At 67.4% G+C, this 24,566-nt stretch carries 26 protein-coding genes; 15 read left to right on the top strand and 11 right to left on the bottom strand.

The window, feature by feature from the left end:
• Nucleotides 1-419 precede the first annotated feature (419 nt).
• Entirely contained in the window at nucleotides 420-827 is a 408-nt protein-coding gene (locus H4W30_RS37565; protein WP_126736282.1) for a DUF3151 domain-containing protein, read from the bottom strand.
• Nucleotides 828-1,059: 232 nt separating this feature from the next.
• Here H4W30_RS37565 and H4W30_RS37570 point away from each other — a divergent pair, with 232 nt between their 5' ends.
• Complete coding sequence (locus H4W30_RS37570; RefSeq protein ID WP_192747119.1) at nucleotides 1,060-2,277, top strand: hypothetical protein; 1,218 nt, start codon at nucleotides 1,060-1,062, stop codon at nucleotides 2,275-2,277.
• Nucleotides 2,278-2,372: 95 nt separating this feature from the next.
• On the opposite strand, the gene fbaA is transcribed toward H4W30_RS37570, so the two are convergent.
• Both fbaA and H4W30_RS37580 read right to left on the bottom strand, forming a co-directional pair.
• Nucleotides 2,373-3,401 carry a class II fructose-bisphosphate aldolase gene (fbaA, locus tag H4W30_RS37575; RefSeq protein ID WP_034312446.1) on the bottom strand — a complete coding sequence of 343 codons (1,029 nt, stop codon included), beginning with the start codon at nucleotides 3,399-3,401 and terminating at the stop codon, nucleotides 2,373-2,375.
• A gap of 83 nt (nucleotides 3,402-3,484) precedes the next feature.
• Nucleotides 3,485-4,306, bottom strand: coding sequence for an LLM class F420-dependent oxidoreductase (locus H4W30_RS37580; protein WP_192747120.1), 822 nt, complete (start codon nucleotides 4,304-4,306; stop codon nucleotides 3,485-3,487).
• Between the two features lie 50 nt (nucleotides 4,307-4,356).
• On the opposite strand from H4W30_RS37580, the gene H4W30_RS37585 reads away from it, so the two are divergent.
• The 6 genes from H4W30_RS37585 (at nucleotide 4,357) to H4W30_RS37610 (ending at nucleotide 10,203) form a co-directional block, all read left to right on the top strand.
• A complete protein-coding gene (locus H4W30_RS37585; RefSeq protein ID WP_192747121.1) occupies nucleotides 4,357-5,271 on the top strand; it encodes an aldo/keto reductase in 915 nt (304 codons plus the stop codon).
• Between the two features lie 149 nt (nucleotides 5,272-5,420).
• Entirely contained in the window at nucleotides 5,421-6,311 is an 891-nt protein-coding gene (locus H4W30_RS37590) for an SDR family oxidoreductase (protein ID WP_037334573.1), read from the top strand.
• A gap of 3 nt (nucleotides 6,312-6,314) precedes the next feature.
• Nucleotides 6,315-6,788: a pyridoxamine 5'-phosphate oxidase family protein gene (locus tag H4W30_RS37595; protein ID WP_192747122.1), complete on the top strand. Its 474-nt coding sequence runs from the start codon at nucleotides 6,315-6,317 to the stop codon at nucleotides 6,786-6,788.
• Nucleotides 6,789-6,869: 81 nt separating this feature from the next.
• A complete protein-coding gene (locus tag H4W30_RS37600) occupies nucleotides 6,870-8,339 on the top strand; it encodes a flavin-containing monooxygenase (RefSeq protein ID WP_192747123.1) in 1,470 nt (489 codons plus the stop codon).
• The gene (locus H4W30_RS37605; protein WP_192747124.1) at nucleotides 8,336-9,202 is read left to right on the top strand and encodes a metal-dependent hydrolase; all 867 of its coding nucleotides are present in this window, start codon (nucleotides 8,336-8,338) and stop codon (nucleotides 9,200-9,202) included. The genes H4W30_RS37600 and H4W30_RS37605 overlap by 4 nt, the downstream gene beginning before the upstream one ends.
• Nucleotides 9,202-10,203, top strand: coding sequence for a PDR/VanB family oxidoreductase (locus H4W30_RS37610; RefSeq protein WP_192747125.1), 1,002 nt, complete (start codon nucleotides 9,202-9,204; stop codon nucleotides 10,201-10,203). The genes H4W30_RS37605 and H4W30_RS37610 overlap by 1 nt, the downstream gene beginning before the upstream one ends.
• Before the next feature lie 4 nt (nucleotides 10,204-10,207).
• Here the strand turns inward: H4W30_RS37610 and H4W30_RS37615 are convergent, their stop codons facing one another.
• A complete protein-coding gene (locus H4W30_RS37615) occupies nucleotides 10,208-10,492 on the bottom strand; it encodes a YciI family protein (protein ID WP_126736292.1) in 285 nt (94 codons plus the stop codon).
• 140 nt (nucleotides 10,493-10,632) lie between these two features.
• Here H4W30_RS37615 and H4W30_RS37620 point away from each other — a divergent pair, with 140 nt between their 5' ends.
• The 4 genes from H4W30_RS37620 (at nucleotide 10,633) to H4W30_RS37635 (ending at nucleotide 13,678) form a co-directional block, all read left to right on the top strand.
• Complete coding sequence (locus H4W30_RS37620) at nucleotides 10,633-11,208, top strand: SigE family RNA polymerase sigma factor (RefSeq protein ID WP_007032484.1); 576 nt, start codon at nucleotides 10,633-10,635, stop codon at nucleotides 11,206-11,208.
• Nucleotides 11,209-11,299: 91 nt separating this feature from the next.
• Complete coding sequence (gene nagA, locus H4W30_RS37625; RefSeq protein WP_192747954.1) at nucleotides 11,300-12,502, top strand: N-acetylglucosamine-6-phosphate deacetylase; 1,203 nt, start codon at nucleotides 11,300-11,302, stop codon at nucleotides 12,500-12,502.
• 18 nt (nucleotides 12,503-12,520) lie between these two features.
• Nucleotides 12,521-12,901 (top strand): hypothetical protein, encoded by a 381-nt coding sequence (locus tag H4W30_RS37630; protein WP_192747126.1) that lies wholly within the window; start codon nucleotides 12,521-12,523, stop codon nucleotides 12,899-12,901.
• Between the two features lie 54 nt (nucleotides 12,902-12,955).
• On the top strand, nucleotides 12,956-13,678 hold the full coding sequence (locus tag H4W30_RS37635) for a DedA family protein (protein WP_126736294.1): 723 nt from the start codon (nucleotides 12,956-12,958) through the stop codon (nucleotides 13,676-13,678).
• 231 nt (nucleotides 13,679-13,909) lie between these two features.
• On the opposite strand, the gene H4W30_RS37640 is transcribed toward H4W30_RS37635, so the two are convergent.
• Both H4W30_RS37640 and H4W30_RS37645 read right to left on the bottom strand, forming a co-directional pair.
• Nucleotides 13,910-15,298 (bottom strand): FAD-binding oxidoreductase, encoded by a 1,389-nt coding sequence (locus H4W30_RS37640; RefSeq protein ID WP_192747127.1) that lies wholly within the window; start codon nucleotides 15,296-15,298, stop codon nucleotides 13,910-13,912.
• Between the two features lie 19 nt (nucleotides 15,299-15,317).
• Nucleotides 15,318-16,802 carry an MFS transporter gene (locus H4W30_RS37645; RefSeq protein ID WP_192747128.1) on the bottom strand — a complete coding sequence of 495 codons (1,485 nt, stop codon included), beginning with the start codon at nucleotides 16,800-16,802 and terminating at the stop codon, nucleotides 15,318-15,320.
• A gap of 89 nt (nucleotides 16,803-16,891) precedes the next feature.
• Between H4W30_RS37645 and H4W30_RS37650 the strand changes: the two genes are divergently transcribed.
• Nucleotides 16,892-17,419 (top strand): TetR/AcrR family transcriptional regulator, encoded by a 528-nt coding sequence (locus H4W30_RS37650; protein WP_192747129.1) that lies wholly within the window; start codon nucleotides 16,892-16,894, stop codon nucleotides 17,417-17,419.
• 77 nt (nucleotides 17,420-17,496) lie between these two features.
• Here the strand turns inward: H4W30_RS37650 and H4W30_RS37655 are convergent, their stop codons facing one another.
• A complete protein-coding gene (locus H4W30_RS37655) occupies nucleotides 17,497-17,919 on the bottom strand; it encodes a PPOX class F420-dependent oxidoreductase (RefSeq protein WP_192747130.1) in 423 nt (140 codons plus the stop codon).
• Between the two features lie 193 nt (nucleotides 17,920-18,112).
• Here H4W30_RS37655 and H4W30_RS37660 point away from each other — a divergent pair, with 193 nt between their 5' ends.
• The 3 genes from H4W30_RS37660 to H4W30_RS37670 all read left to right on the top strand — a co-directional run bounded on the left by H4W30_RS37660 (nucleotide 18,113) and on the right by H4W30_RS37670 (nucleotide 21,716).
• A complete protein-coding gene (locus H4W30_RS37660) occupies nucleotides 18,113-18,631 on the top strand; it encodes a MarR family winged helix-turn-helix transcriptional regulator (RefSeq protein WP_192747131.1) in 519 nt (172 codons plus the stop codon).
• Between the two features lie 4 nt (nucleotides 18,632-18,635).
• A complete protein-coding gene (locus H4W30_RS37665) occupies nucleotides 18,636-20,897 on the top strand; it encodes an MFS transporter (RefSeq protein ID WP_192747132.1) in 2,262 nt (753 codons plus the stop codon).
• Between the two features lie 150 nt (nucleotides 20,898-21,047).
• On the top strand, nucleotides 21,048-21,716 hold the full coding sequence (locus H4W30_RS37670; protein ID WP_034312411.1) for a DedA family protein: 669 nt from the start codon (nucleotides 21,048-21,050) through the stop codon (nucleotides 21,714-21,716).
• Here the strand turns inward: H4W30_RS37670 and H4W30_RS37675 are convergent.
• The 4 genes from H4W30_RS37675 to H4W30_RS37690 all read right to left on the bottom strand — a co-directional run bounded on the left by H4W30_RS37675 (nucleotide 21,713) and on the right by H4W30_RS37690 (nucleotide 24,561).
• Nucleotides 21,713-22,126 (bottom strand): VOC family protein, encoded by a 414-nt coding sequence (locus H4W30_RS37675; protein WP_192747133.1) that lies wholly within the window; start codon nucleotides 22,124-22,126, stop codon nucleotides 21,713-21,715. The genes H4W30_RS37670 and H4W30_RS37675 overlap by 4 nt on opposite strands.
• A 184-nt stretch (nucleotides 22,127-22,310) precedes the next feature.
• Nucleotides 22,311-23,057 carry an SDR family oxidoreductase gene (locus H4W30_RS37680; RefSeq protein WP_192747134.1) on the bottom strand — a complete coding sequence of 249 codons (747 nt, stop codon included), beginning with the start codon at nucleotides 23,055-23,057 and terminating at the stop codon, nucleotides 22,311-22,313.
• Nucleotides 23,054-23,701: a nucleoside/nucleotide kinase family protein gene (locus H4W30_RS37685; protein ID WP_126736098.1), complete on the bottom strand. Its 648-nt coding sequence runs from the start codon at nucleotides 23,699-23,701 to the stop codon at nucleotides 23,054-23,056. Before H4W30_RS37685 ends, H4W30_RS37680 begins: the two co-directional genes overlap by 4 nt.
• A complete protein-coding gene (locus H4W30_RS37690) occupies nucleotides 23,698-24,561 on the bottom strand; it encodes a PfkB family carbohydrate kinase (protein WP_192747955.1) in 864 nt (287 codons plus the stop codon). The genes H4W30_RS37685 and H4W30_RS37690 overlap by 4 nt, the downstream gene beginning before the upstream one ends.
• Nucleotides 24,562-24,566 lie beyond the last annotated feature (5 nt).

Below are 24,566 nucleotides of genomic sequence, written 5' to 3' on the forward strand. Positions count from 1 at the left end.
CATAATAAATGGGGTGGGTATGGTGGAAAAATTAAAAAATTATTGGTATATATTGGGGTTTTGGGGTTTATTATTTTGTTTTGGTTATTTTTTTTATTTTTTTATGGTTGTAGAGGTTTTCTTTTTTTGGTTGTGGTGTTTGGTTTTTTTTTTTTGTTTTTTTTATAGAGAGTTTATAAAAATTAATTGATTATATGGTTAGATTTTAAATGTAAAGTATAGAATGAAAAATTAATATATTAATTGTTTGATAGGATTAAAAGATAAAATATGATGATTAGATAAAAAAATGTAGAAAACTATATAAGAAAGTAAAAAATGGAAGATAAATAAAGAATAGAATAAAGAGAAAACACTAAGTGAATCAAAGTCATCTTGAATTTAGTTAATGACCGAAACGTCCCTTACCACTCACGAGGTCACTTGAGGCCGGTGGCCTCCGCGGCGGCGGGGTCCGAGTCGGCGAGGAAGGTCTTGCAGCGGTCGTACTCCTCGGTCTCGCCGATCTTGCCGGCGGCCTTGCCGAGGACGGCGAGGGAACGCAGGAAACCCTGGTTCGGGCGGTGCGACCACGGCACCGGGCCGTGTCCCTTCCAGCCCGCGCGGCGAAGCTGGTCGAGGCCGCGGTGGTAACCGGTGCGGGCGTACGCGTACGCGGCGACGGTCTCGCCGGCTTCGAGCGCCTTCTCGGCGAGGGCGGCCCACGCCTCGCTGTAGTCGGGGTGCTCGGCGGCGACGGCGGCCGGATCGGTCCCGGCGTCCAGCGCCGCCTGCGCGGCGGTGTGCTCGGGGAGATGCGTCGGCTGGGGGCCGAGGAGGTTCGTCATACGGGCCATTGTGCCGACCGCGTGTGACTAGAAGAACAGGCTCCCGAGAATGCCCCCACCGGCCAGCACCAGAGCGGCGACGAGGACCGCCGCGACGAGTCGTTTCGGCATCATGGCGGCACACCTTGCCCTGCTTCGCACGCCGACCGCAAATCCACCACCCCTACGGGTGAACCCCGATTTTCGACCCCGAATGCCCGTCCCGTGATCTGGAGCAGGGAAGATGGCCCGCATGACAAAGGCGACAGAAGTGACCGGGGACCTTTCGCCGGGTGTCATCCCCCGCAGCCCGATCGCGAAGACCAGGCTGTTCTTCCAGCTCCACTGGCACCGCGGCGCGCCGGGACAGGCGACGCCGGACTGGGTCCTGAACTTCTGCTACTCGATGTGGCTGGCGGCGTTCGCCTTCAAGCTGGTGGGCTCGTCGTGGGACATGTCGTGGCATTTCATGTGGCTGCGCGACGACCTCGCCCCGCCGCACCTGATCAACACCGTCGGCACGGTGATCATCATGGTGCTGGTGGCGATCCACAGCTACACCGGGCTCGGCGCCGACCGGCGGTCACTGCGGCTGATGCAGATCGGGCTCGTGGTGTTCCTCATCGCGGCGCCGCTGGACGTCATCAACCACCGCGTCAACGGTCTCGACCTGACCGCGTGGAGCCCGTCGCACATGATGCTCTACATCGGAACGGGCATCATGCAGGCCGGCGTGATCATGGGCTGGCTGAAGTACGCCAAGCCCGGCCGCCTGCGCACCGGTGTCCTGATCGGACTGTGGGCGTTCTTCCTGGAGAACACGTTCTTCCCGAACGGTCAGCAGGAGTACGGCATCCTCGGCCTGCGCGCCTGGGAGCGTGGCGCGCCCGAGGCCGAGCCCGAGCTGCTGAACTTCGCCGCCAACCAGATCGGGCATCCGGTCGACCGGGTGGCCGTCGAGTACTTCACGATGCCGATCGACGACTGGGTCTACCCGCTGTGGGGTATCGGCGTGATGGCGCTGATCTTCGCGCTGGCGCGGCACACCACCGGCTTCCGCTGGGCCGGGACGACGGTCGCCGCCGCCTACCTCGCGTACCGGCTGGTGATGTGGCCACTGCTGCTCGGGATGGGGTTCCCGATCTCGACCGTGCCGTTCTACCTGCTGGCCGTCGGCCTCGCCGTCGACCTGGCGTTCCGCATCGGCCGGGGTCATCCGCTGCTGACGGCGGGCGCGGGCGCGCTGCTGGTGACGGCGTTCGGCTACGGGATGCTGTGGGTGCAGTCGCAGTTCCGGCCGTGGATCCTCGGTGACGCGCAGACGGAGTCGGCGCCGCCGGTGGCCTACTGGACGGCCGCCGTCTGCCTGGTCGGCGTCGGCGTGCTGTGGGCCGTGGCCGGTCCGGGGACGAGGGCGATGAACTCGCTGCTGGAGAAGCGCCGCGAGAAGACGACGCTTCCGGCCGCCTGAGGCTCCGAGTACGTGAAGGCCCCCTTCACTGCGCTAGACGCAGTGAAGGGGGCCTTCACGTACTTCCGCATTCAGAGGACTAAACGCGTACTGGGTCAGAGCTTCTTGCCCGCCGAGCCCAGCGACTGAGCGGCCTCGACGACGCGCGCGGCCATGCCGGCCTCGGCGGCCTTCAGGTAGCTACGCGGGTCGTAGACCTTCTTGTTGCCGACCTCGCCGTCGATCTTCAGGACGCCGTCGTAGTTCTTGAAGAAGTGGTCCGCGATGGGCCGGGTGAAGGCGTACTGCGTGTCGGTGTCGACGTTCATCTTCACGACGCCGTACGACACCGCCTCGCGGATCTCCTCCGGCAGCGAGCCGGAACCGCCGTGGAACACCAGCTCGAACGGCTTCGAGCCGGCCGCGAGGCCGAGCTTCTTCGCCGCCGCCTCCTGGCCGCCCTTGAGCACGTCCGGACGCAGCTTCACGTTGCCGGGCTTGTAGACGCCGTGCACGTTGCCGAAGGTCGCGGCCAGCAGGTAGCGGCCGTTCTCGCCGGAGCCGAGCGCGTCGATCGTCTTCAGGAAGTCGCCCTCGGCGGTGTACAGCTTCTCGTTGATCTCGGCCTCGACGCCGTCTTCCTCGCCGCCGACGACGCCGATCTCGACCTCGAGGATGATGTTCGCGGCCGCGGCCTTGGCGAGCAGCTCCTGCGCGATCTCGAGGTTCTCGTCGAGGTCGATCGCGGAGCCGTCCCACATGTGGCTCTGGAACAGCGGGTGCTGGCCGTTCTTGACCCGCTCCGCCGAGATCTCGATCAACGGGCGGACGAAGCCGTCGAGCTTGTCCTTCGGGCAGTGGTCGGTGTGCAGCGCGACGTTGACGTCGTACTTGGCGGCGACGACCTGGGCGAACTCGGCGAGCGCGACCGAACCGGTCACCATGTCCTTGACCTTCTGGCCGGACGCGAACTCGGCGCCGCCGGTGGAGAACTGGATGATCCCGTCGCTCTCCGCCTCGGCGAACCCGCGGATGGCGGCGTTCAGGGTCTCCGACGAGGTCACGTTGATGGCCGGGTAGGCGAATTCGTTCGCCTTCGCCCGGTCGAGCATCTCCGCGTAGACCTCGGGGGTGGCGATGGGCATCGTTTACTCCTCCTCGAAGCAGGCTGGTGCACCTCTCGGCCGCATCGTACGAGGTCGGCCGGGAGGTGCCTACAGCCGTCGCGTCAGAGGAGGACGGCGGCGAGCGCCCGGTAGACCGGCAGGGGGTCGGAGTTCAGTACCTGGATGTTGACGTGGTCCGCCCCGGCCTCGATATGCGCGGTGACGCCGCGGGCGACCGTCTCGGCGTCGCCGTGCACGGCCAGCGCGTCGACCAGCTTGTCGCTGCCCTCGCCCGCCAGGTCCTCGTCGGTGAAACCGAGTTTCCGCAGGGAGTTCGTGTAGTTGACGAGGCCGAGGTAGAACTTGACGGTGCCCCGCCCGATCTCACGGGCCTTCGCCGGGTCGGTCTCGAGGACGACCTTCTGTTCAGGCGCGAGCAGCGGCCCCTCCCCGAGGAATTCGCGCGCCTGACGCGTGTGCTCGGGCGTCATCAGGTACGGGTGGGCGCCCGCCGTGCGGTCACCTGCGAGTTTGATCACCTTCGGGCCGAGCGCGGCGAGCGCGCGGCCTTCGACGGGCACTCCGGCGGCGTCGAGCGCGTCGAGGTACTCGACCAGCGCCGCGTACGGCTTCTTGAACTCCGCGGTGTGCTCGCGGTGCCCGGCGCCGATGCCGAGCAGGAAGCGGCCCGGGTGCTTCGCCTCGATGCGCTTGTACGACTCGGCGACCGTGGCCGCGTCGTCCTTCCAGATGTTGACGATGCCGGTGGCCACCTTGATCGTCTTCGTCGCGTCGAGCAGCTCCTCCGCCTTCACGAGGTCGCCGTCCGGTGAGCCACCGAGCCAGATCGCGCCGTAGCCGAGTTCCTCCAGCTCACGGGCGATCTCCGGGGTGAAGACGGATTCGTGCTGCCAGATGCCGATCCTGCCGAGTTCGATTCCCATGGACCGAGGTAACGCCGCGAAGGGGCGATGTCTTCCCTTAAGTTCGGGGTATGGCGAAACTCGGGAACACCGACCTCGACGTCCGTGGGATCAACCTCGGCGGGAACGTCTTCGGCTGGACCGCGGACCAGGAGCAATCGTTCGCCGTCCTCGACGCCTACACGGCGGCGGGCGGCAACTTCATCGACACGGCCGACCTCTATTCGGGGGGCGGTTCCGAGACGATCATCGGCGAGTGGCTGAGCAAACGCGGCCGTCGCGACGACGTCGTCATCGCGACCAAGACCGGTATGTGGGAGCAGCGGAAGGGCCTGTCGGCGGCGAACATCGCGGCGGCGGCCGAAGACTCGCTCCGGCGGCTCGGGACCGACCACATCGACCTCTATTACGCGCACATCGACGACCCGGACACCCCGATCGAGGAGACGCTGCGGGCCTTCGACGCGCTCGTGCGCGCGGGCAAGGTCCGCTACGTCGCGGCGTCGAACTACTCGGCGGAACGGCTGACCGAGGCACTGTCCATTTCGGACCGTGAGGGGCTGGCGAAGTTCGTCGCACTGCAGCCGCACTACAACCTCGTCGAGCGGGACTACGAACAGGACCTGGCGCCGACGGTCGAACGCGCAGGACTGACCGTCCTGCCGTATTTCTCACTGGCCAAGGGTTTTCTCGCCGGGAAGTACCGGTCGAAGGACGAACTCGGCGACAGCCCGCGCGCCGCCCGCGCATCGTCCTATTTGGACGAACGGGGCGAGCGGGTGCTCGCGGCGCTCGACGAGGTCGCGGCCTCCCGCGGCGTCCCGGTCGCCGCCGTTTCACTCGCCTGGCTGTTCGCGCAGCCGACCGTCACCGCGCCCATCGCGAGCGCCCGCTCGGTCGAGCAGCTGAACGACCTCCTGCCCGCCGCCGACCTCTCGCTCACTCCCGAGGAGATCGACACCCTCACCGCCGCCTCCGGAAGCTGACCGCCCCCGCATTTCGTCCTCTCGATGCGGTAGTTGACACCACGAACTACCGCATCGAGAGGACGAAACGCGGACTTACTTGCGGGTAGCTTACTCCGGGTAGGTTGAGGTACCGTCCGAAAGCCTTAGGGCTCGGACGAGGAGGCAACGTGGCCAAGAACAGCGTGAACGGCAAGGTCGTCCTGATCACCGGCGCCGCGAGGGGCATCGGCGCGGGGCTCGCCGAGCGCCTGGCCGCGCAGGGCGCGAAGGTCGCACTGGTCGGCATCGAAGCCAAGGAACAGCAGGCCGTCGCCGACAAGATCGGCCCCAGCGCGCACGCCTGGGAAGCCGACGTCACCAGCTGGGACGACCTCGAACGCGCCACCGCGGGCGTCGTCGAGCACTTCGGCGGCATCGACATCGTCATCGCGAACGCCGGTATCGCGACCTCCGGTTTCGTCCGGTCGGTGGATCCGGCCGCCTTCGAGAAGGTCATCGAGGTCGACCTGCTCGGCGTCTGGCGCACCTTCCGCGTCACCCTTCCGCATGTCATCGACCGCAAGGGCTACCTGCTGGCGATCTCCTCGCTGGCCGCGATCACGCACGCGCCGGGCATGGCGAACTACGCCGCCGCGAAGGCGGGCGTCGAAGCGTTCTGCAACAGCTTCCGGGCCGAAGTCGCCCACCTCGGCGTGAAGGTCGGCGTCGCGCACCCGACCTGGATCCGCACCGACCTCGTCGAGAGCGCCGACCAGCACCCCGTCTTCGGCAAGCTCCGCGCCGGCATGCCCGGCCTGCTCGGCAAGACCTACCCGCTTTCCGTCGCGCTGGACCACCTGCAGGCCGGGGTCAACAAACGCGCCCGCACCGTGCACGTGCCCCGCTGGGTCGGCGGCTTGAAGCTGATCCGCGCGTTCCTGCCGCCGATCATCGAGATCGGCGCGAAGGGCCGGATCAAGAAGGCCGACGCCGCGGCGCTCATGGACATCAAGGAGCGCGGCGCGTACGAATCTTCAGTGACCGGCCAGGCAGGCCGGGCCGCCACACGGAAGGGCTGACGTATGTCCCGTCGCGACCAGATCCGCATGTCACCGGACGAACTCGCCGCCTACCTCGACGAGCAGAAGGTCATCAACGTCGCGACGATCGGCCCGAACGGCCGCCCGCATCTGGCGCCGCTCTGGTACTACCCGCACGAGTCCGGCGTCGCGACCTGGACTTATGGCACATCCCAGAAGGCGAAGAACCTGGAGCGCGACCCGCGCGCGACCGTGCTCATCGAGGACGGCGAGAGCTACGAGAAGTTGCGCGGGGTCTCCCTCGAAGCCGACGTCGAGATCGTCACCGACACGGCCGCGGTCACCCAGATGGGGATCAGCCTCATGCAGCGGTACGCGGGCGCGAAGCCCGGAGACCCGGTGCCCGACGAGCTGTCGGGGTTCATCGGCAAGCAGGCCCCGAAGCGGATCGGGCTGATCTTCCGGCCGACCAAGATCGTGAGCTGGGATCACACGAAGCTCGGCGGCGCATACTGACGGGTAGGTAGTACTAGCAAGTAACTGTTACTTGAGGTAACGTCATCTGGGCACGAACGCCTCGAAGTGGAGGATTGCCAGATGACCGAGCGATTCAAGGTCGTGATCGTGGGCACCGGGTTCTCCGGGCTCGGCCAGGCCATCCAGCTCGAAAAGGCCGGGATCTCCGACTACGTGATCCTGGAGAAGGCGGACGAAGTCGGCGGTACGTGGCGCGACAACTCGTACCCCGGCTGCGCCTGCGACGTGCAGTCCCACATGTACTCGTTCTCGTACGAGCAGAACCCGGACTGGTCGCGGTCGTTCTCGCCCGCCCCGGAGATCTTCCAGTACCTCAAGGACGTCACCGACAAGTACCGGCTGCGGCGCAAGATCCGCTTCGGTGTCGAGCTCACCGGCGCGACCTGGGACGAGACCGCGCGCCGCTGGCACGTGCACACCAAATCGGGTGAGTTCGAGGCCCAGTTCCTGGTCTCGGGCGTCGGCGGCCTGCACATCCCGCAGGTGCCCCAGCTGCCCGGGATCGAGAAGTTCAAGGGCCAGACCTGGCATTCCGCGCAGTGGAACCACGAGTACGACCTTCGCGGCAAGAAGGTCGCCGTGGTCGGCACCGGCGCCAGCGCGATCCAGTTCGTCCCGAAGATCGCCCCCGACGTCGACGAGCTGACGCTGTTCCAGCGCACGCCGCCGTGGATCATGCCGAAACCCGACCACGCCATGCCGGGCTGGGCCAAGACCGCGTTCCGCCGGATTCCCGGCGTGCAACGGCTTTACCGCAACGCGCTGTACTGGTTCCTCGAAGTGCGCGCCGTCGGCTTCAACGGTCACCCCGCGATCATGAAGGCGGGCGAGGTGATCGCGAAGCGCCACATCGGCAAGGCGATCAAGGATCCGAAGCTGCGCAAGAAGGTCACCCCCGACTACACCATGGGCTGCAAGCGGGTGCTGATCTCCAACGACTACTACCCGGCGATCAACCGGTCCAATGTGGACGTCAACACCGAGGGCGTGCGGGAAGTCAAGGCGCACAGCGTCGTCGACGGGAACGGCGTCGAGCACGAGGTCGACGCGATCATCTACGGCACCGGGTTCAAGGTCACGGATGCCTTGGAATACCTGGACATCACCGGGGTCGACGGCCGCGACCTCGCCAAGGAATGGGCGACCGAGGGGATGCACACGCACAAGGGCATCACCGTTTCCGGTTTCCCCAACCTGTTCTTCCTGCTCGGTCCGAACACCGCGCTGGGCCACAACTCCGTGGTCTTCATGATCGAGTCGCAGGCGCGGTACGTCGTCGACGCGATCAAGCTCGCCGACTCGCGTGGCGCCGCCGCGCTCGACGTCCGGGCCGGTGTGCAGGACAAGTTCCAGCGCGAGATCCAGGACAAACTCGTCAAGGGCGTGTGGACCCAGGGCGGCTGCAAGAGCTGGTACCTCGACGCGAAGGGCGTCAACCGGACGATCTGGCCGGGCTTCACCTGGCGCTACTGGCTCGAAACCCGCAAGGTCGACCCGAGCGACTACGAACTCAGCGGGAGGTCGTCGTGACGGACCACGAGCAGATCGTCCTGCACGCCCGGGACGTGGAGTTCGACTGGGCGTCGCTACCGATGCACTGGATCCCCGGTGAACCGCAGGCGACGCACACGATCAACGTGCTGCATCTGGCGCTGCCGGAGGGCGAGCGCTGGTTCGTCGAGGTGTTCAAGCAGGCCGTGCCGCTGATCCGCGACGAGCGGCTCAAGGAGGACGTCCTCGGCTTCATCGGCCAGGAGGCCATGCACGCCGAGGCGCACGACGGCGCCGCGGCACACCTCGAAGCGGCGGGCGTCCACGTGCGGCCGTACATCGCGCAGATGGAGTGGATGTTCCGCCGCCTGCTCGGCGACCGCGAGCTTTCCGCCAAGCGGCGCGAGGAATGGCTGATCGAACGGCTCGCCATCGTCGCCGCGATCGAGCACTACACCGCCTTCCTCGGCCAGTGGATCCTCGACGCCGAAGCGCTCGACAAGGCAGGCGCCGACCCGACGATGCTGGATCTCCTGCGCTGGCACGGCGCCGAAGAGGTCGAGCACCGCTCTGTCGCCTTCGATCTGTTCATGCACCTCGACGGCCGCTACACCCGCCGCGTGCGCAGCATGATCGTGGTGACGCCGGTGCTCGCCTGGGTTTTCCTGCGGGGCACCAGGTTCCTCATGAAGAACGATCCGACGCGGCCGGGGAAGACGAGTTTCCGGACCTATCTGCGCGTCGCGAAGCTCGGGCTTCTGCCTTCGGGCAAGCAGTTGCGGCGCGAGATCCGGCCGTACTTCCGGAAGTCCTATCACCCCACCGAAACCGGCGACACCGATCAGGCCGTCGCGTATCTCGCGAGCTCGCCGGCCGCGCTGGCCGCCGACGAACCCCGTTGATGACACCGCCGAGGCCGCTGCGGCTCGACGGCAGCGGGCGCACCGACCGCGCGATGGCGTCGCTGACCGGTGTCGTCGCGCTGTATCGCAGGCTCAGCGGGATGAGCGGCCGCCGTCGTCCGCCGGTGGCCGCCGTCGACCGCGATCTCCCGCTGATCGTGGACGATGTCCGCACCGAAGCCGACGGCGTCGCCGGCCTGCGGCTGGTGCACGAACGCGGCGAAGCGCTGCCACGATGGCGGCCCGGCGCGCACATCGACCTTTCGCCCCGGCCGGGGCTGGTCCGTCAGTACTCCCTGTGCGGCGATCCGGACGACCGCTCGGCCTACCGCGTCGGCGTCCGTCTGCTCGGCGAGGGATCGACGGCGGTGCACGCGTTGAAGAAGGGCGTCCGGGTCACGGGACGCGGCCCGCGCAACGCGTTCCCGTTCGTCGCGAGCCCGGCGTACCTGTTCATCGCGGGCGGTATCGGGATCACGCCGATCCTGCCGATGGTCCGGCAGGCCGCCGCGGCGGGCGCGGACTGGCGGCTGGTCTACACCGGCCGCGACGAGGCCTCGATGCCGTTCCTGGAGGAATTGTCCGGTTTCGGAGACCGCGTCTGGATTCGTCCGGACACGGACTACGGAATCCCCGCCTCCGGCGCTGAACTCCTCGAAGGCGCCCCGGAAGGCGCGCCGATCTATTGCTGCGGCCCGGTTCCGATGATCGTGAGCGTCCGGACGGACGCCGCATTGCGCGGCTCGGGCCCCGTGTTCTTCGAACGGTTCTCGACGCCGCCGATCGTCGGCGGCAAGCCGTTCCGCGTCGAACTGGCCCGCAGCGGCAGGGTTTTGGACGTGCCCGCCGACCGGACCACTCTCGACGTCCTGCGCGAAACCGTGCCCGGGATCGCGTATTCGTGCCGTCAGGGGTTCTGCGGGACCTGCGAACTGCCGACGGTGACCGGCGACCGCGTCCGGGTCTGCGTCGAACGCGAGCCGGTCACTCTCGATCTCTGAGTTGTCAGGCTTCCTTCGGGATCCAAGAGCCGATCACGGGCTTGAACTCGCGCACGGTCCGCTTCGCAACGACACCTTCGAGGTGGTACGGATCCTTGTCGATGATCTCCAGCAGCGCCGCCTCGTCCGCCGCCTGGTACATCGAGATACCGCCGGAGCCGTCGCCCAGCGGGCCGCCGAGCGCGACGACGCCCTGGTCGGCGAGGGCGGACAGGAATTCCCGGTGCCGGGGGCGCACATCCGCCAGCTTCTCCTGCACGTACGTGATCTCCACCAGGAACCAGGCCATCGACATCTCCAAGGTCGCTCCGAACGGACGCCCCAGCTTCTCAGGATCCGATCAGGCAGGACTCCCGCCCCACCCGATACGCTGATCGAGCGTCATGCACAGGTTGTGCTTCAAAGGGGTAAATGAACAGGTAGGGGTACATGCTCGAGGGCAATGCGGAACGCAGTGTCGAGGCGACCCTCGGCCATCTGCGCACCATGGACGGACCGGTCACGCCACCGCCGCCTGCGGCACCGCTGACCCTTGAGGATCTCTACCGCCAGCACCGGATGCGGCTCGTCCGGCTGGCCATCCTGCTCGTGGACGAACCCGCGACCGCCGAGGACGTCGTCCAAGAGGCCTTCACCGGGCTGCACCGCAACTGGGGACGCCTGCGCGACGCCGCCGCGGCCGTCGGATATCTGCGCACCGCCGTGGTCAACGGATCACGCAGTGTGCTGCGCCGCCGCAAGACCGCGCGCGAGTACGTCGCGCCGCACGCCGTCAACGCGCGTTCGGCCGAAAGCCTCGCCATGCTGTCGAGTGAACATCAGGCCGTGGTGAGCGCTTTGTCCAAACTGCCCCCTCGCCAGCGCGAGGTTCTGGTCCTCCGTTACTACGGTGGGCTGAGTGAGGCCGAAATCTCGGAGGCCGCCGGGATTTCGAAAGGTACCGTTAAGTCAACCGCCAGCCGGGCGCTCGAAGCACTGCAGAAAGCGATGCAGTCACCGAACTGATGCCCGGCCTTCATCTCGACCGCTGGGTTGTGCCGCCATGCTTGGTCCAGACCAATATATGCTGGGGGGCGTGAGAGGCGCCGGAGATTTCGTGATCGTGGGCGGCCGGGTCGTCGCCCCGGACCGTGTACTCGACGACGGCTGGCTGGCTATCGCCGCCGGCAAGATCGTCCAAGTCGGTTCCGGGACACCCCCGGACATCGATCGCGTCGACGTCGACGGATGCCTGGTCGTGCCCGGCTTCGTCGACACCCACTGCCACGGCGGCGGGGGCGGATCGTTTTCCAGCGCGAACCCCGAGGAGCTGCTCCGCGCGGTCCGCGCGCATCGGCGGCACGGGACCACGACCATGCTCGGCAGTCTGGTCTCGGACCCCATCCCGGTGCTCAGGGACCAGATCGCGGCCCTGCGTGAGCTGGTCCAAGAGGGTGAACTTGCCGGAATTCACCTTGAAGGACCCTTCATCTCGAAGGCGCGCTGCGGGGCGCACGATCCGGCGACGCTGATCGAGCCGGACACGGCGACGGTCAACGCGCTGCTCGGCGCGGGCCGCGGCGACATCCGGATGGTCACCCTCGCCCCCGAACTGCACGGCGGGATCAAGGCGGTCCGCCAGCTGGCCGAATCGGGCGTCATCGCCGCCATCGGGCACACCGACGGCGTCGAGGACCAGATCATCCCCGCGATCGACGCGGGCGCCTCCGTCGCGACCCACCTCTTCAACGCCATGCGGCCTCTCCACCACCGCGAACCCGGACCGATCGGTGCGCTCCTCGACGACGAGCGCATCACCGTCGAGCTGATCTGTGACCTCGTCCACGTGCACCCGACCGTGCTGCGGCTGGCCGCGCACCACGCGGGCAAGGGCCGGACCGTGCTCATCACCGACGCCATGTCGGCCACCGACGCCGCCGATGGCAGCTACATCCTCGGCCGCCTCGAGGTCGACGTCCGCGACGGTGTCGCCACCCTGGCGGGCAACGGTTCGCTGGCGGGCAGCACGCTGACCATGGACGCGGCCTTCCGCAACCTGGTCCGCGGCGCGGGTATCGACCTGCTCGACGCCGTGCGCGCGACCTCCGGACGCCCCGCCGAACTGCTCGGCATCGCCGACCGCACAGGCTCGCTGCGAGCCGGGCTCGCGGCGGACCTCGTCGTGCTCGACCGCGACCTCCGGCCGGTCAAGGTGCTTCGTCAGGGCGAATGGGTCAAGGACGACGCTGCGGCTACATTGAGCGCCACGGCTCCGCTGAGCGGGGCGGTCGAAGGCGGTGTGTCGGTCAGCGACGGGTAGCGGCGAAAGGAGTCCCGGATGAGCGAGCCCAAGGACCCGGAGAAGCTCCTAGCCGACGCCCTGCGCGCTCAGGCCGTCTTCGCCCCTTCGGCGGAGCGGGCCGCCGAGACGACCACGGACAAACCGGCCGAAACGGACACCGAGAGTAACGCCGGGGGTCCCGGAGAACACGAGCTGCCGCTGCAGTACGGGCTGCTGTCCGGTGCGGGCGCCGGCTCGCTCGAACGGGAGCGCGTCGCGCTGGAGGACGCGGAGACGGCCAGGCTGGCGGAGCGTCCCACACCGCCTCCAGCGCCTTCGCCGAGCAGCCCGCCTCTGCCCGCGTACTGGGTGTTGTTGCTGGCCGTCCTGCTGGGGCTCGCGGCAGGCTCGGTGATCGGGCTGCTCACGCTGATCTGAGCCGCCCTCTCCCGCCGGGTCAGGGCACTCAGCGTCACCCTGTACCGTTTTGGTGTGATCCTGGCGCAGAACACCGTGACGACGATGGGCCTCCTGCCGGAGTGGCTGGACCCGCAGCACCTGCTCAGCGGACTGACCGTACCGGTCGTCACCATCCTCTGCTTGATCATCTTCATCGAGAGCAGCATCTTCCCGGTGCTGCCCGGTGACTCACTCCTGTTCACCGCGGGCCTGTTCATCGCGAACGGTTCGATCGAGGCGCCGCTGTGGCTGGTGTGCGTCCTGGTCACCGTCGCCGCGCTGATCGGCAACGCGGTCGGTTACGGCCTCGGCTGGAAGATCGGGCCCTGGCTGTTCCGCAAGCCGGACTCGAAGTTCTTCAACCAGAAGTACGTGGACCAGACCCACGCCTTCCTGGAGAAGCACGGGCCGAAGGCGGTCGTGCTGGCGCGGTTCGTGCCGTTCGTGCGGACGTTCATCACCTGGATCGCCGGTATCGGCAAGATGGACCCGAAGAAGTACTTCGTCTACACCGTCATCGGCGGCATCCTCTGGGCCGCCGGGATCACCGCGCTCGGCCACCTGCTCGGCGGCGTCGCGTTCATCCGCGACAACGTGGACGCGATCTTCATCCTGATCGTGCTGGTGTCCGTGGTGCCGATCGTGATCGAGTACCTGAAGTCGCGGCGCGAGAAGAAGCACGCGAACACCGCGACCGGCCTCGTCGCCGACACCGCCGAGGACGTCACGCAGCAGATCCCGCGCGTGCGCGACTGACCCGCACGCGAAGTACATGAAGGCCCCCTTCCTTGCGTTAGGCGCAAGGAAGGGGGCCTTCATGTACTTCGGCCGGAACGGCGGAGGTGGCAACGTCGCGAAAGCCACTTTCGCGACGTTAAAGGTTGCGAAAGTGGCTTTCGCAACGTCAGCGGGATGGGGAGCGCGGGAGGTCGGCCCAGGCGGTGGTGAAGGCCCACCGCGCTCGCGCCGACCCGCCTAGCTCGGCGGTCAGAGGGAGAACATCGAGCCCGGGTTGAAGAGGTTCTCCGGGTCCAGCGCCCGCTTGATCTGCCGGTGCACCTGGATGCCGACCTCCCCGATCTCCTTCGCGAGCCACTCGCGTTTGATCCGGCCGATACCGTGCTCGCCGGTGACCGTCCCGCCCAGCGACAGGGCCACGTCGAGGATCGCGTCGAAGGCGATCCGCGCGCGGGCGAACTCCTCCTCGGAGTCGGGCGCGTAGACGATCGTCGGGTGCATGTTGCCGTCACCGGCGTGGCCGACGACGGCGATCCGCAGGCCGACCTCTTCGCTGATCCGCTCGCAGCCGGCGATCAGTTCGGCGATCCGCGTCCGCGGCACGCAGACGTCGTCGGTCAGCCAGACGCCGTACATCTCCAGCGCGGTGAGCACGACCCGCCGCGCCTGCAGCAGCATCTTGCCCTCTTCGAGATCTTCGGTGGCGTACGCCAGATCCGCGCCGCAGTCGACGCAGATCTGTTCCAGGACCGCGAGTTCCTTCCGCGCGACCTCGCCGCCGGAGTCGGATTGCGCGAGCAGCAACGCCTTGCAGTCCGAACTCGTGCCGAGGTCGGTCTTGAGGTAGGCCTCGGCCGCCTTGATGGACGTCGCGTCCATGATCTCCATGAGCGACGGCACCAGACCTTCACGCACCACCCGCGCGACGGCCTCGCCCGCCGCTTCGGTGCTGTTGAAGGCGGCGACGAGCGTGGCGGGCAGCTGCGGTAACGGTTTCAGCGCGACGGTCGCCTGCGTGATCACGCCGAGCGTGCCCTCACTCCCGACGAAGAGCCGCGCGAGGTCGTAGCCCGCGACGCCCTTCACCGTGCGGCGCCCAGTCTTCAAAACGGAGCCGTCGGCGAGCACGACTTCCAAGCCCAGCACGGAATCCGTGGTGACGCCGTACTTCACGCAGCACAGACCGCCCGCGTTGGTGGACAGGTTCCCGCCGATGGTGCACCAGTCGTAGCTGGACGGGTCCGGCGGATAGAACAGGCCGTGCTTCTCCACCGCGTTGCGGAAATCGAGGTTCACCACGCCGGGCTGCACGACGGCGAGCCGGTTGCCTTCGTCGATCTCGACGATCTGGTCGAGTTTCGTCAGCACCAGCACGACACAGCCGTCGATCGCGTTCGCGGCGCCGGACAGACCACTGCCGGCGCCGCGGGGCACGATCGGCACCTTGAACTCCGCGCAGGCCTTGACCACGGCCTGCACACCCTCCACGTCGGACGGCAGGACCACCGCGAGCGGTTTGCCGCTGTCGGCCAGCGGCATCATGTCGCGCGAATAGGCGTCCGTGACGTCGGTGTCGGTGAGCACCGCGGCGTCGCCGAGATGCTCGCGGAGGCGGGTGACCAGGGCGTGGTTGTTCATGCCCTCATCGTAGGCCGGATCAGCTCCGCACTGCGGAATTTTTTTTCCGATCTAGCAGAACAAAGGCCTGAACACCTGTATAGACGAGCACGGCCACGCCCGCCCATGCGGTGACGTGCACCCCCTGGGTGAAGGCTTCGCGAGCCGATTCCATGAGCGCCGCCCCCGCGACAGGATCGAGCTGCTGCGCCGTCGCCACCGCGCCACCCAGCGTGTCCCTGGCGGACTCGGCCGTCCCCTCGGGCAGACCGGACCGGTAGACCGCGGTCGCGACGCTGCCCAGGATGGCCGTGCCGAGCGCGCCACCCAGCTCGAACCCGGTCTCGGAGATCGCCGAAGCGGCCCCCGCGCGTTCAGCCGGAGCGGCCGAGATGACCAGGTCGTTCGTCAGCGTCTCCGACAGGGCCACACCACCGCCGAGCAGCGTGAACGACACCACGACGTACGCGAGTCCGCCGCCGGACGACACCTGGGTCAGCGCGAGGAAGCCGGCCGCCGCGACCAGGAGACCACCGCTGACCAGCAGCGAAACCCGGATCCGCTTCGCGAGCCAGGCCGCGAGGAGCGCGCCGGCGACACCGGCGACCGTCGCGGGGAGCATCCACAGCGCTGCGACGACCGGAGTCAGCCCGAGCACCAGCTGCAGGTACTGCGGCACCAGGAACAACAGGCCGACCATGGCGAACACGCCAAGCATGTTCGTCACGACGGAGCCGCTGAAGGCCCGGTTCGAGAACAGCTTCAGGTCGAGCATCGGCTCGTCGAGGCTGTTCTGCCTGCGGACGAACACGACACCGAGCCCGAGCCCGATCAGGACGCTGACCGCGGCCTTCCAGGTGAAGCCGTGTTCGGCGACCAGCTTGATGCCGTAGACCACCGGCAGCATCGCGGCGAGCGACAGCAGCGCCGACAGCGGATCGAAGCGGCCCGGCTTCGGGTCACGCGCCTCCGGCAGCACGAACGGTCCGACGATCAGCAGCACCAGCATCACCGGGACGTTGATGAGGAACACCGAGCCCCACCAAAAATGCTCCAGCAGCCAGCCGCCGAGCACCGGCCCGAGCGCCATCCCGCCGGAGAAACCGGCGCTCCACACGGCGATCGCGATCCGGCGCTGTTTGGGGTCGACGAAGATGCTGCGGATCAGCGACAGCGTCGACGGCATCAGCGTCGCGCCACCCACGCCGAGCAGCGCCCTGGCGATGATCAGCATGAACGCGCTGGTCGAGAAGGCCGCGAGCACCGACGCGGCACCGAACGCCGCGGCGCCCATGAGCAGCAGCTTGCGACGGCCGATGCGGTCACCGAGCGTGCCCATCAGGACCAGCAGGCCCGCCAGCATGAACGAGTAGATGTCGACGATCCACAACTGCTCCGCACCGGTGGGCGCCAGATCCTCGGACAGGAACGGCAGCGCGAACCCGAGCACCGTCATGTCCACGCTGATCAGCAGCACCGGAAGCACCAGTACCGCCAACGCCCACCACTGCTTGCGCCTCGCCATGGCGCACTCTCCTTTAGCTAAACCGTCTGGACGGTACAGTTACCGCCCTGATGCGAAGGTAAACCGTCCAGACGGTATAGTCAACTGATATGGCGAAGCCCACCGCGAAGGAACGCATCCTCGACTCGTACGAGGAGATCCTCATCGAGCAAGGCCCCGGCGGGGTCACCCTCGACGCCGTCGCCGCGCACGCCGGGGTCTCGAAGGGTGGCCTGCTCTACCACTTCGGCTCCAAAGAAGCCCTGGTAGAAGGCCTGATGGAGCGGCTCGCCACGTTGTCGGAAGCGGATCTCGAAGAAGCACGGAAGGCGCCCGAAGGCGTCGTTTCCTGGTATCTGCGGACCGCGATCACCGACGTCACCCAGCGCAAGGCGCTGCACCGCACGACCATGGCGACGATCCGGATCATGCTCAACGAGCCGCGGGTCGCCGAGGTCGTGCAGGTCTACAACCAGAAGGTCCACGACCTGATCAGCGAGCACGTCGACGACCCGCTGGCCGCCGACCTGATCATCCTGGTGGGTGACGGCCTCTACCTGCGGGCGGCGCTCGGCCGGGACGACGCGAGCCCCCTGCTCGGCCGGATCGACGAGATCAAGGCTCGCCTCCAGCCCTGACCCCCCATGCGTTTAGTCCTCTGGAGGCGGTCCTTGCGGGTGGAACCACCGCATCCAGAGGACGAAACGCGGGAGATCTACATCTGGATCCCGTAGACGCGCTCGATCGGGATGGTGAGCAGAACGCGCTGGTCGGCGACCATGGCGTCGCGGAACTCGTCCCAGTCCGGGTGCTCGCCCCGCGCCCGCCGGTAGTGGTCCACCAGCGCGTCGACGGTCGCGTCGTCACGCGAAGCGGCGGTCGGCGTGAGCACCGCCGGACCTTCCACGACGACGTAGCCGTCGCCGCTTTCGGTCGACACGTGGAACGTCGCCCGCGGGTCGCGCTGGAGGTTCTTGGTCTTGGCGCGCGGGGCGGTGATCGAGATCAGGATCGCGCCGGCGTCCGCGTCGTAGAGGTAGTTCACGGTCGACAGCTGAGGCCTGCCATCCCGCTTGATGGTGGCGAGGGTGCCGAAGTTGCGGGCGGCGAGGATCGCGTAGAGCGCGGAGTCGGTCATGCCTCCATCAAAGCAAAAGTGCAGCTCAGGGCGAACCGGACAAACATGCACGAATAAATGTGCTTGCATGCGGCAACTAAAGTGTCATCGGACACACAACGTCACTTTCTCCTTGCGAGTCGAGCCCTGGGAGGAACATCCTTGCTCTAGGCAACTAGTTGCAGTGACCAAGCAACCGGCGAGAGAGACCACCATGACACCCACGACACCCGGCACCAGGTCGAAGGCCGACCTCGATCTGGCCGACACCCTCGGGCACGAGCTCGTGCGGCTCGTGCGCCTGGTCAACCGGGCGAAGTCCCAGGTGTCCAAGCAGGGACCGGACGGGATCGAGCGGGCCGCGTACGCGATCCTCTTCTGCCTCATCCACGTCGGGCCCCAGCGGACCAGCAAACTCGCCGAGTTCCTGCACTCCGAGATCTCGACCATCAGCAGGCAGTCGAGCTCGCTCGTCCAGCACGGGCTGGTCGAGCGCCTGGCCGACCCCGAAGACGGCCGTGCCTGCCTGCTCGCTCCGACCGCCGAAGGACTGCGGGTCTTCGAGGAGAACCGCAAGCAGCGGAACCAGTGGCTCGCCGAGGTGCTCGGCGACTGGTCCGACGAGGACCGGAAGACCCTCAACTCGCTGTTCCACCGGCTGAACGACGACATCGAAAAAACATCTCCACAGTTCGCCGACCCCGCGTCGGCGTCGAAGGCCAAGGGGGCCTGAAGCAATGAGTTCCGCAGTAGAAAGTCCACCAGCCGTCGAAGAAGACGGCCCCCGGCTCAGTCACCGTCAGATCGTCACGATCCTGATCGGCCTGATGTCGGGCATGTTCCTCGCCGCGCTCGACCAGACCATCGTCGGCACCTCGATCGTCCGGATCGCCAACGACCTCAACGGGTTCGATCTGCAGGCCTGGATCACCACGGCCTACCTGATCACCTCGACGATCGTCACGCCGATCTACGGCAAGCTGTCCGACATCTACGGGCGCAAGCCGTTCTACATCGCCGCGATCTCGATCTTCCTGATCGGCTCGGTCGCCTCGGCGTTCGCGACGTCGATGTACGAGCTGGCCGCGTTCCGCGCGATCCAGGGTCTCGGCGCCGGCGGCCTGATGTCGCTGGCGATGACGATCATGGGCGACATCGTGCCGCCTCGGGAACGTGCCCGCTACCAGGGTTACTTCCTCGCCGTGTTCGGTATCTCCACCGTCCTCGGCCCGGTGCTCGGCGGGTTCTTCGCCGACTTCGACAAGCTCGGCAGCGTCTTCGGTTACGACATCGCCGGCTGGCGCTGGGTGTTCCTGATCAACGTGCCGATCGCGATCGTCGCGCTGTTCGTCGTCGCCCGCGTGCTCAACGTGCCGCACCAGCGCCACGACCACAAGATCGACTGGTGGGGCGGGCTCGCGCTCATCGTCGCCGTCGTCCCGTTCCTGATCGTCGCCGAGCAGGGCAACAAGTGGGGCTGGGGCTCGCAGAACGCGATCCTCTGCTACATCATCGGCGGTGTCGGCGTGGTCGCCTTCATCTTCATCGAGAAGCTGATGAAGGACGCGGCGCTGATCCCGTTGCGGCTGTTCAAGAACTCGACCTTCACGGTCGCGATCATCGGTGGCGTCATCGTCGGTGTCGCGATGTTCGGCGCGATCATGATGATCCCGCAGTACATGCAGGTGGTCCAGGAGTTCTCGCCGACCGAGTCGGGGCTCCTGATGATCCCGCTGATGGCCGGCATCATGAGCGGTTCGATCATCTCGGGCCAGATCACCAGCAAGACCGGGCGCTACAAGGTGTTCCCGGTGGTCGGCACCCTGCTGATCGCGGCGGGCGCGTTCTTCTTCGCGCAGGTCGAGTACAACAGCGCGCTGTGGCACCCGCTGGTCGCGGCCGCGATCATCGGCCTCGGCCTCGGTGCCTGCATGCAGACGCTGATCATCGCGGTGCAGAACGCGGGCCCGCGCAGCGACATGGGCGTCTCGACCGCTTCGGCGACGTTCTTCCGGCAGATCGGTGGTACCGCGGGTGTCGCGGTGTTCCTGACGATCCTGTTCAACGTCCTGCCGGGCAACATCACCAAGGCGTTCGGCGGCAACGCGCCGACCGGCCCCGGCGCGGCGGCGCTGGGCGACATCCAGTCGAACACGAGCGGTATCGCGAGCCTGCCCGAGGCCATCAAGACCCCGGTGCTGATCGGCTTCACCGAGTCGATCACCACGGTGTTCTACGTGGCGGGCGCGGTCGCGCTGCTGGCGACGCTGGTCCTGATGTTCATGAAGGAGATCCCGCTTCTCGGCGGCTCGGCTCCTTCGGCGGCTTCGGCCCTCGAAGGCGGCGAAGCACTCCTCGAAGAGGACGAGGCGCCTGTCGAGACGGCTTCCGAGAAGACGGTCGTGACCGCGCCCGTCGAGGCCGGGAAGCACGCGATGACCAACGGGAACGGGGCGTACCGGGCCGGATCCGCGCAGATCAGCGGGCACGTCCGCCGGGACGACGCCACGAACGTCGCGGGGGCGGCGCTGACCCTGATCGACCACAACGGCAATCAGGTGGCCAGGACGCACACGAACGAGAACGGCGTCTACTCGTTCGCCGGCATCGTGGGCGGGCGGTACACGCTCGTCGCCAGCGGCCGCTGGTTCCGGCCGGTCGCGGCGACGCTGACCGCCACCGGGGCCGGGGTGCTGCGCCACGACTTCGAGCTGGTCAGCACGATCCTGCTGAGCGGGGTCGCCCGGACCGACGGGGACCGGGTGGTGCCGGACGCGCGGATCACCGTGCTCGACTCCTCGGGCGGCGTCGCCGCCGTGGCGAGGACCGACGCGGAGGGCAACTACACGGTCAGCGACCTGCCCGCCGGGACCTACACGGTGATCGCCAGCGGCTATCCGCCGGCGACCAGCCGGGTGGAGCTCCTGGGTGGTGACCAGGCCGAACACGATGTCCGGCTGAGCTACGACCAGGCGCTCGACGAGCTTGTCGAGCACTAGTCACAAGCGCTGTGAACGGGCCGTTCCTGGCGAATTTCGCGAGGAACGGCCCGTTCATCGCAAGGGCGGGGCGCATGACCGGACCTTTCGGACACCCCGATTCCACGGTTCGGCCGCATGCGGTTCGCGAAGTACACGTAGGCTCGCGTCGTGACTGAGGTGTACACCGAGGCCGCGGGCATCGGCGTGAGCTGGCTCGACACCGCCGGGCCGGTGCTCGTCTGGGTGATCGTGCTGAGCTTCATCTTCGTGGAGTGCGCGCTGATCATCGGCCTTTTCCTGCCCGGCGACTCCCTGCTGTTCGCGGCCGGGGTCGTCCTCGCGCAGCACGGCTCCGACCTGAACGCGTGGCTGCTGTCGGCCGCCGCGCTGCTCGTCGCGATCCTCGGCAACCAGGTGGGGTATTACATCGGCCGGTCGACGGGCACGAAACTGATCGCGCGCCGCGGCGGCAAGGTGCTGAACCGGCACAACCTGGACCGCGCGAGGGCCTTCCTGGATCGCAAGGGTTTCTTCGCCATCGTCGCCGCGCGCTGGATCCCGTGGATCCGCACGCTCGCGCCGCTCATCGCCGGCACCGCGCGGATGGATCCGCGCCGGTTCGCGCTCGCGACCGCGCTCGGCGGGCTGCTCTGGGTGCCGACGCTGGTGCTGCTCGGCTACTACGGCGCCGGTCTGCTGGACCAGCTTCCGTGGGTGAAGACGGTCGCGCTCTGGGTGAGCGTCGCGTTCTTCGTGGTGGGCACGGCCTACGGCGTGATCCGCTACCGCCAGGAGATGCGTCGGCCCGCCGAAGAGACCGAAGAGAGCACGGCCTAGACCTCGGGGTCAGCCCAAATTTCCAGCTGGATCCCGTCGGGGTCACGAAACACGATGACCGACGAGCCCGCCAAGGTCCGGGAGCCCTTCGACGGCGTGTAGACGACGCCGTATTCCGAAAGCCGCGCTTCCCATTCGGCCAGCTCCGAGCGCGAAGAGACCTTGAACGCCACGTGGTCCAGACCTGTTCGCCGTTCGTCGAACCGCGGCCGCTCGGTGTCCTGGTGCTCGACGAGCACCACCGCGAAACCCTCGCTGGGCGACCTGAGCACGACCTTCCGCAGCCCCGTTTCGGGGTCCTCACGACGCGTGAACTCCTCGAGTTCGAGCACTCGGGCGTACCAGGGCACGCTCCGGTCCACGTCGGTCACGGTGAGTGCCAGGTGGTGCACAGACATGAGCTTGGACATCGGGGATGACCGTCCTGATCAAGAGCTTGGGGGCGCCACCAGGGTGACACAGGCGCCTGGAGCCACGAGGCGATCCGCCGACTTCCCACATGAATCGTGATATCCGCCGGGAAACAGTGTTAAAAAGTGGCTGAACCGCACGCGGAGCCGATATCGCCTCGTGACCGCCTCGTGGCCCTGGGTGTCAACGTCCTCCGCCGACGGTCAGCACCGTCCCGGTGGTGTACGACGCGGCCGGGGAAAGCAGCCACAGCACGGCTTCCGCGACTTCGCCGGGTTCGCCCGCCCGTCCCATCGGAATGGTCGGCGCGATCCGCTCCATCCGATCGGGCAAACCCGCCGCGGCGTGCAGCCCGGTGTGGATCATTCCCGGCGCGACCGCGTTGACCCGAATGGATTCTTTCGCGACTTCTTGCGCCACGCCGTAGGTCATCGTTTCGACCGCGGCCTTGGTGCCCGCGTAATGGACCCATTCCCCCGGCGAACCCGTCCGCGCGGCGGTGGAGGACAGCGTCACGATCGAGCCGCCCTCACCGCCGTACCGGGTGGACATCCGGCGGATGCCCTCGCGGACGCACAGGAAGACACCCGTGATGTTGACATCGACGACACGACGGACGACGTCGACGTCGTATTCGTCGAACCGGCCGGGGGTGTTGCCGGTGATGGCCGCGTTCGCGACCAGCCCGGCGAGCGGGCCGAGCTCGACGGCGGCGTCGAATAGGGCCACCACGTCTTCTTCGGAGGCGACGTCACCGCGCTGGGTGATCGCCTGAACGCCGTGCTTCCGGACGCGCGAAGCGACGTCTTCGGCCGCTTCGGCGTCACCCGCGTAGTTGACGACGACGTCGTAACCGCGCGCGGCGGCCAGCTCGCAGACCGCCGCGCCGATGCCCTTACTGCCGCCGGTGACGACGAGAACACCACTCATATGGCGAAGTTAACCAGCGGAAGGTTCTCGAGGACCAGGTCGGCCCGGCCGCTGGTGGACGCGATCAGATCGGCGTTGCGCTGGTCAGAACCGAGCGCGCGGCGACGCGCTTCGACCAGCGAACGGCCGTAGCGGCGGTGCCGCGAGACGAGCCGCTCGATGCGCTCGGGTTCGTCCGGCGCGAGGAACCACGACTCGGCGAGGATCGGCTTCACACCGCTCCACGGGTCGTCCTGCATGAGCAGGTAGTTGCCCTCGGTGATGACCAGCGGGACGTCCGGCGTGACCGCCACGGCGCCGGCGATCGGCTCTTCGATCTCCCGGCGGAACTCGGGCGCGTAGACCGTCTCGCGGCCTTCGGCGAGCCTGCGCAGCAGGTGCACGTACCCGGCGGCGTCGAAGGTGTCCGGCGCGCCCTTGCGCTCCACCCGCCCGAGCCGCTGCAGTTCCACCTGCGCCAGGTGGAAACCGTCCATCCCGACCACCGCGGCCCTCGTGCCCAGCGCCTTCGCCAGGCCCCAGGCCAGCGTCGTCTTGCCGGACGCGGGGGCGCCGACGATCCCGAGCACGCTGCGCTGTCCCGGCTTCGCCAGCGCCTGCGCCCTGTTCAACAGGTCCTCGAACACCGGAGGCATGGCAGTCATCCTTCTCCCATCTTCGCGACCGCGGCCGTCCACGACCTCGGTCCTTCATGCCGCACCCGTTCGGCGGCCACCTCGTTGGCGAACTCGATCCAGCCCGGGACGTCCCCTCGGTCCCGGGCGACCGCGTACGCGAAAGCCCCGTGCCAGACGTCGCCCGCGCCCAGCGTGTCACGCGCCCGGGTGACCGGGACGGGAACGGCACCGGATCCGTCCGCCGTCGACCAGCGGACCGGGCCGGGGCCGGCGGTCGTGATCACCACCGGTACGCCGTGCTCGCGCGGATCGTCCCCGCGGTACAGCGACGAGCACGCGGCGATGTCGACCAGCGGGAGGAGTTCGGGGAAGACCGGCTTCCAGCTCCCGGCGTCGAGCACCACCGGCACCCCGCGCTCCTTCGCCCAGCGCGCGACCTCCAGCGCCACCTCCGGATGGTGCCCGTCCAGGAGCACGCACCCGGGCATTTCGTCCTCTGAATGCGGTAGTTGCGCGTGCAAGGACCGCATCGAGAGGACGAAACGCGAGGAAGCGTGGGCGTTGCGCGAGACGACGGTGCGTTCCCCGTCGGAGTCACGAACGACGATGGCGCTGATCGCGGGCGGATCCGGGCGTTCGGGATCGAGGTCGACCAGGTCGACGCCGTGCGTTTCGAGGTCCGCGCGCGCGAGTGCCGCCAGCGGGTGCGCACCGGCGACCGTCAGGAGCGTCGCCCCGGCACCGAGCGCGGCCACGGTCACCGCCGCGTTCGTCGCCGGCCCCCCGGCGGCGACGTCCATCGACAGCGAACGCACCTTCTCGCCCGGCGCCGGGATCTCGGCGACGCGCTGAACCTGGTCGACGGTGCACAGGCCCGCCAGCAGCACTCTCA

Origin of the sequence: Amycolatopsis roodepoortensis, from assembly GCF_014873915.1 — a bacterium.
GTDB classification, from domain to species: Bacteria; Actinomycetota; Actinomycetes; order Mycobacteriales; family Pseudonocardiaceae; genus Amycolatopsis; species Amycolatopsis roodepoortensis.

Coding starts and splice junctions, on each gene's coding strand:
- H4W30_RS37600 (WP_192747123.1), top strand. CDS start 6,870: ATGACCGAGCGATTCAAGGTCGTGATCGTGGGCACCGGGTTCTCCGGG.
- H4W30_RS37685 (WP_126736098.1), bottom strand. CDS start 23,701: ATGACTGCCATGCCTCCGGTGTTCGAGGACCTGTTGAACAGGGCGCAG.
- H4W30_RS37595 (WP_192747122.1), top strand. CDS start 6,315: ATGTCCCGTCGCGACCAGATCCGCATGTCACCGGACGAACTCGCCGCC.
- H4W30_RS37620 (WP_007032484.1), top strand. CDS start 10,633: ATGCTCGAGGGCAATGCGGAACGCAGTGTCGAGGCGACCCTCGGCCAT.
- H4W30_RS37565 (WP_126736282.1), bottom strand. CDS start 827: ATGACGAACCTCCTCGGCCCCCAGCCGACGCATCTCCCCGAGCACACC.
- H4W30_RS37680 (WP_192747134.1), bottom strand. CDS start 23,057: ATGAGTGGTGTTCTCGTCGTCACCGGCGGCAGTAAGGGCATCGGCGCG.
- fbaA (WP_034312446.1), bottom strand. CDS start 3,401: ATGCCCATCGCCACCCCCGAGGTCTACGCGGAGATGCTCGACCGGGCG.
- H4W30_RS37675 (WP_192747133.1), bottom strand. CDS start 22,126: ATGTCCAAGCTCATGTCTGTGCACCACCTGGCACTCACCGTGACCGAC.
- H4W30_RS37665 (WP_192747132.1), top strand. CDS start 18,636: ATGAGTTCCGCAGTAGAAAGTCCACCAGCCGTCGAAGAAGACGGCCCC.
- H4W30_RS37585 (WP_192747121.1), top strand. CDS start 4,357: ATGGCGAAACTCGGGAACACCGACCTCGACGTCCGTGGGATCAACCTC.
- H4W30_RS37615 (WP_126736292.1), bottom strand. CDS start 10,492: ATGGCCTGGTTCCTGGTGGAGATCACGTACGTGCAGGAGAAGCTGGCG.
- H4W30_RS37580 (WP_192747120.1), bottom strand. CDS start 4,306: ATGGGAATCGAACTCGGCAGGATCGGCATCTGGCAGCACGAATCCGTC.
- H4W30_RS37645 (WP_192747128.1), bottom strand. CDS start 16,802: ATGGCGAGGCGCAAGCAGTGGTGGGCGTTGGCGGTACTGGTGCTTCCG.
- H4W30_RS37660 (WP_192747131.1), top strand. CDS start 18,113: ATGACACCCACGACACCCGGCACCAGGTCGAAGGCCGACCTCGATCTG.
- H4W30_RS37610 (WP_192747125.1), top strand. CDS start 9,202: ATGACACCGCCGAGGCCGCTGCGGCTCGACGGCAGCGGGCGCACCGAC.
- H4W30_RS37655 (WP_192747130.1), bottom strand. CDS start 17,919: ATGACCGACTCCGCGCTCTACGCGATCCTCGCCGCCCGCAACTTCGGC.
- H4W30_RS37650 (WP_192747129.1), top strand. CDS start 16,892: ATGGCGAAGCCCACCGCGAAGGAACGCATCCTCGACTCGTACGAGGAG.
- H4W30_RS37640 (WP_192747127.1), bottom strand. CDS start 15,298: ATGAACAACCACGCCCTGGTCACCCGCCTCCGCGAGCATCTCGGCGAC.
- H4W30_RS37570 (WP_192747119.1), top strand. CDS start 1,060: ATGACAAAGGCGACAGAAGTGACCGGGGACCTTTCGCCGGGTGTCATC.
- H4W30_RS37630 (WP_192747126.1), top strand. CDS start 12,521: ATGAGCGAGCCCAAGGACCCGGAGAAGCTCCTAGCCGACGCCCTGCGC.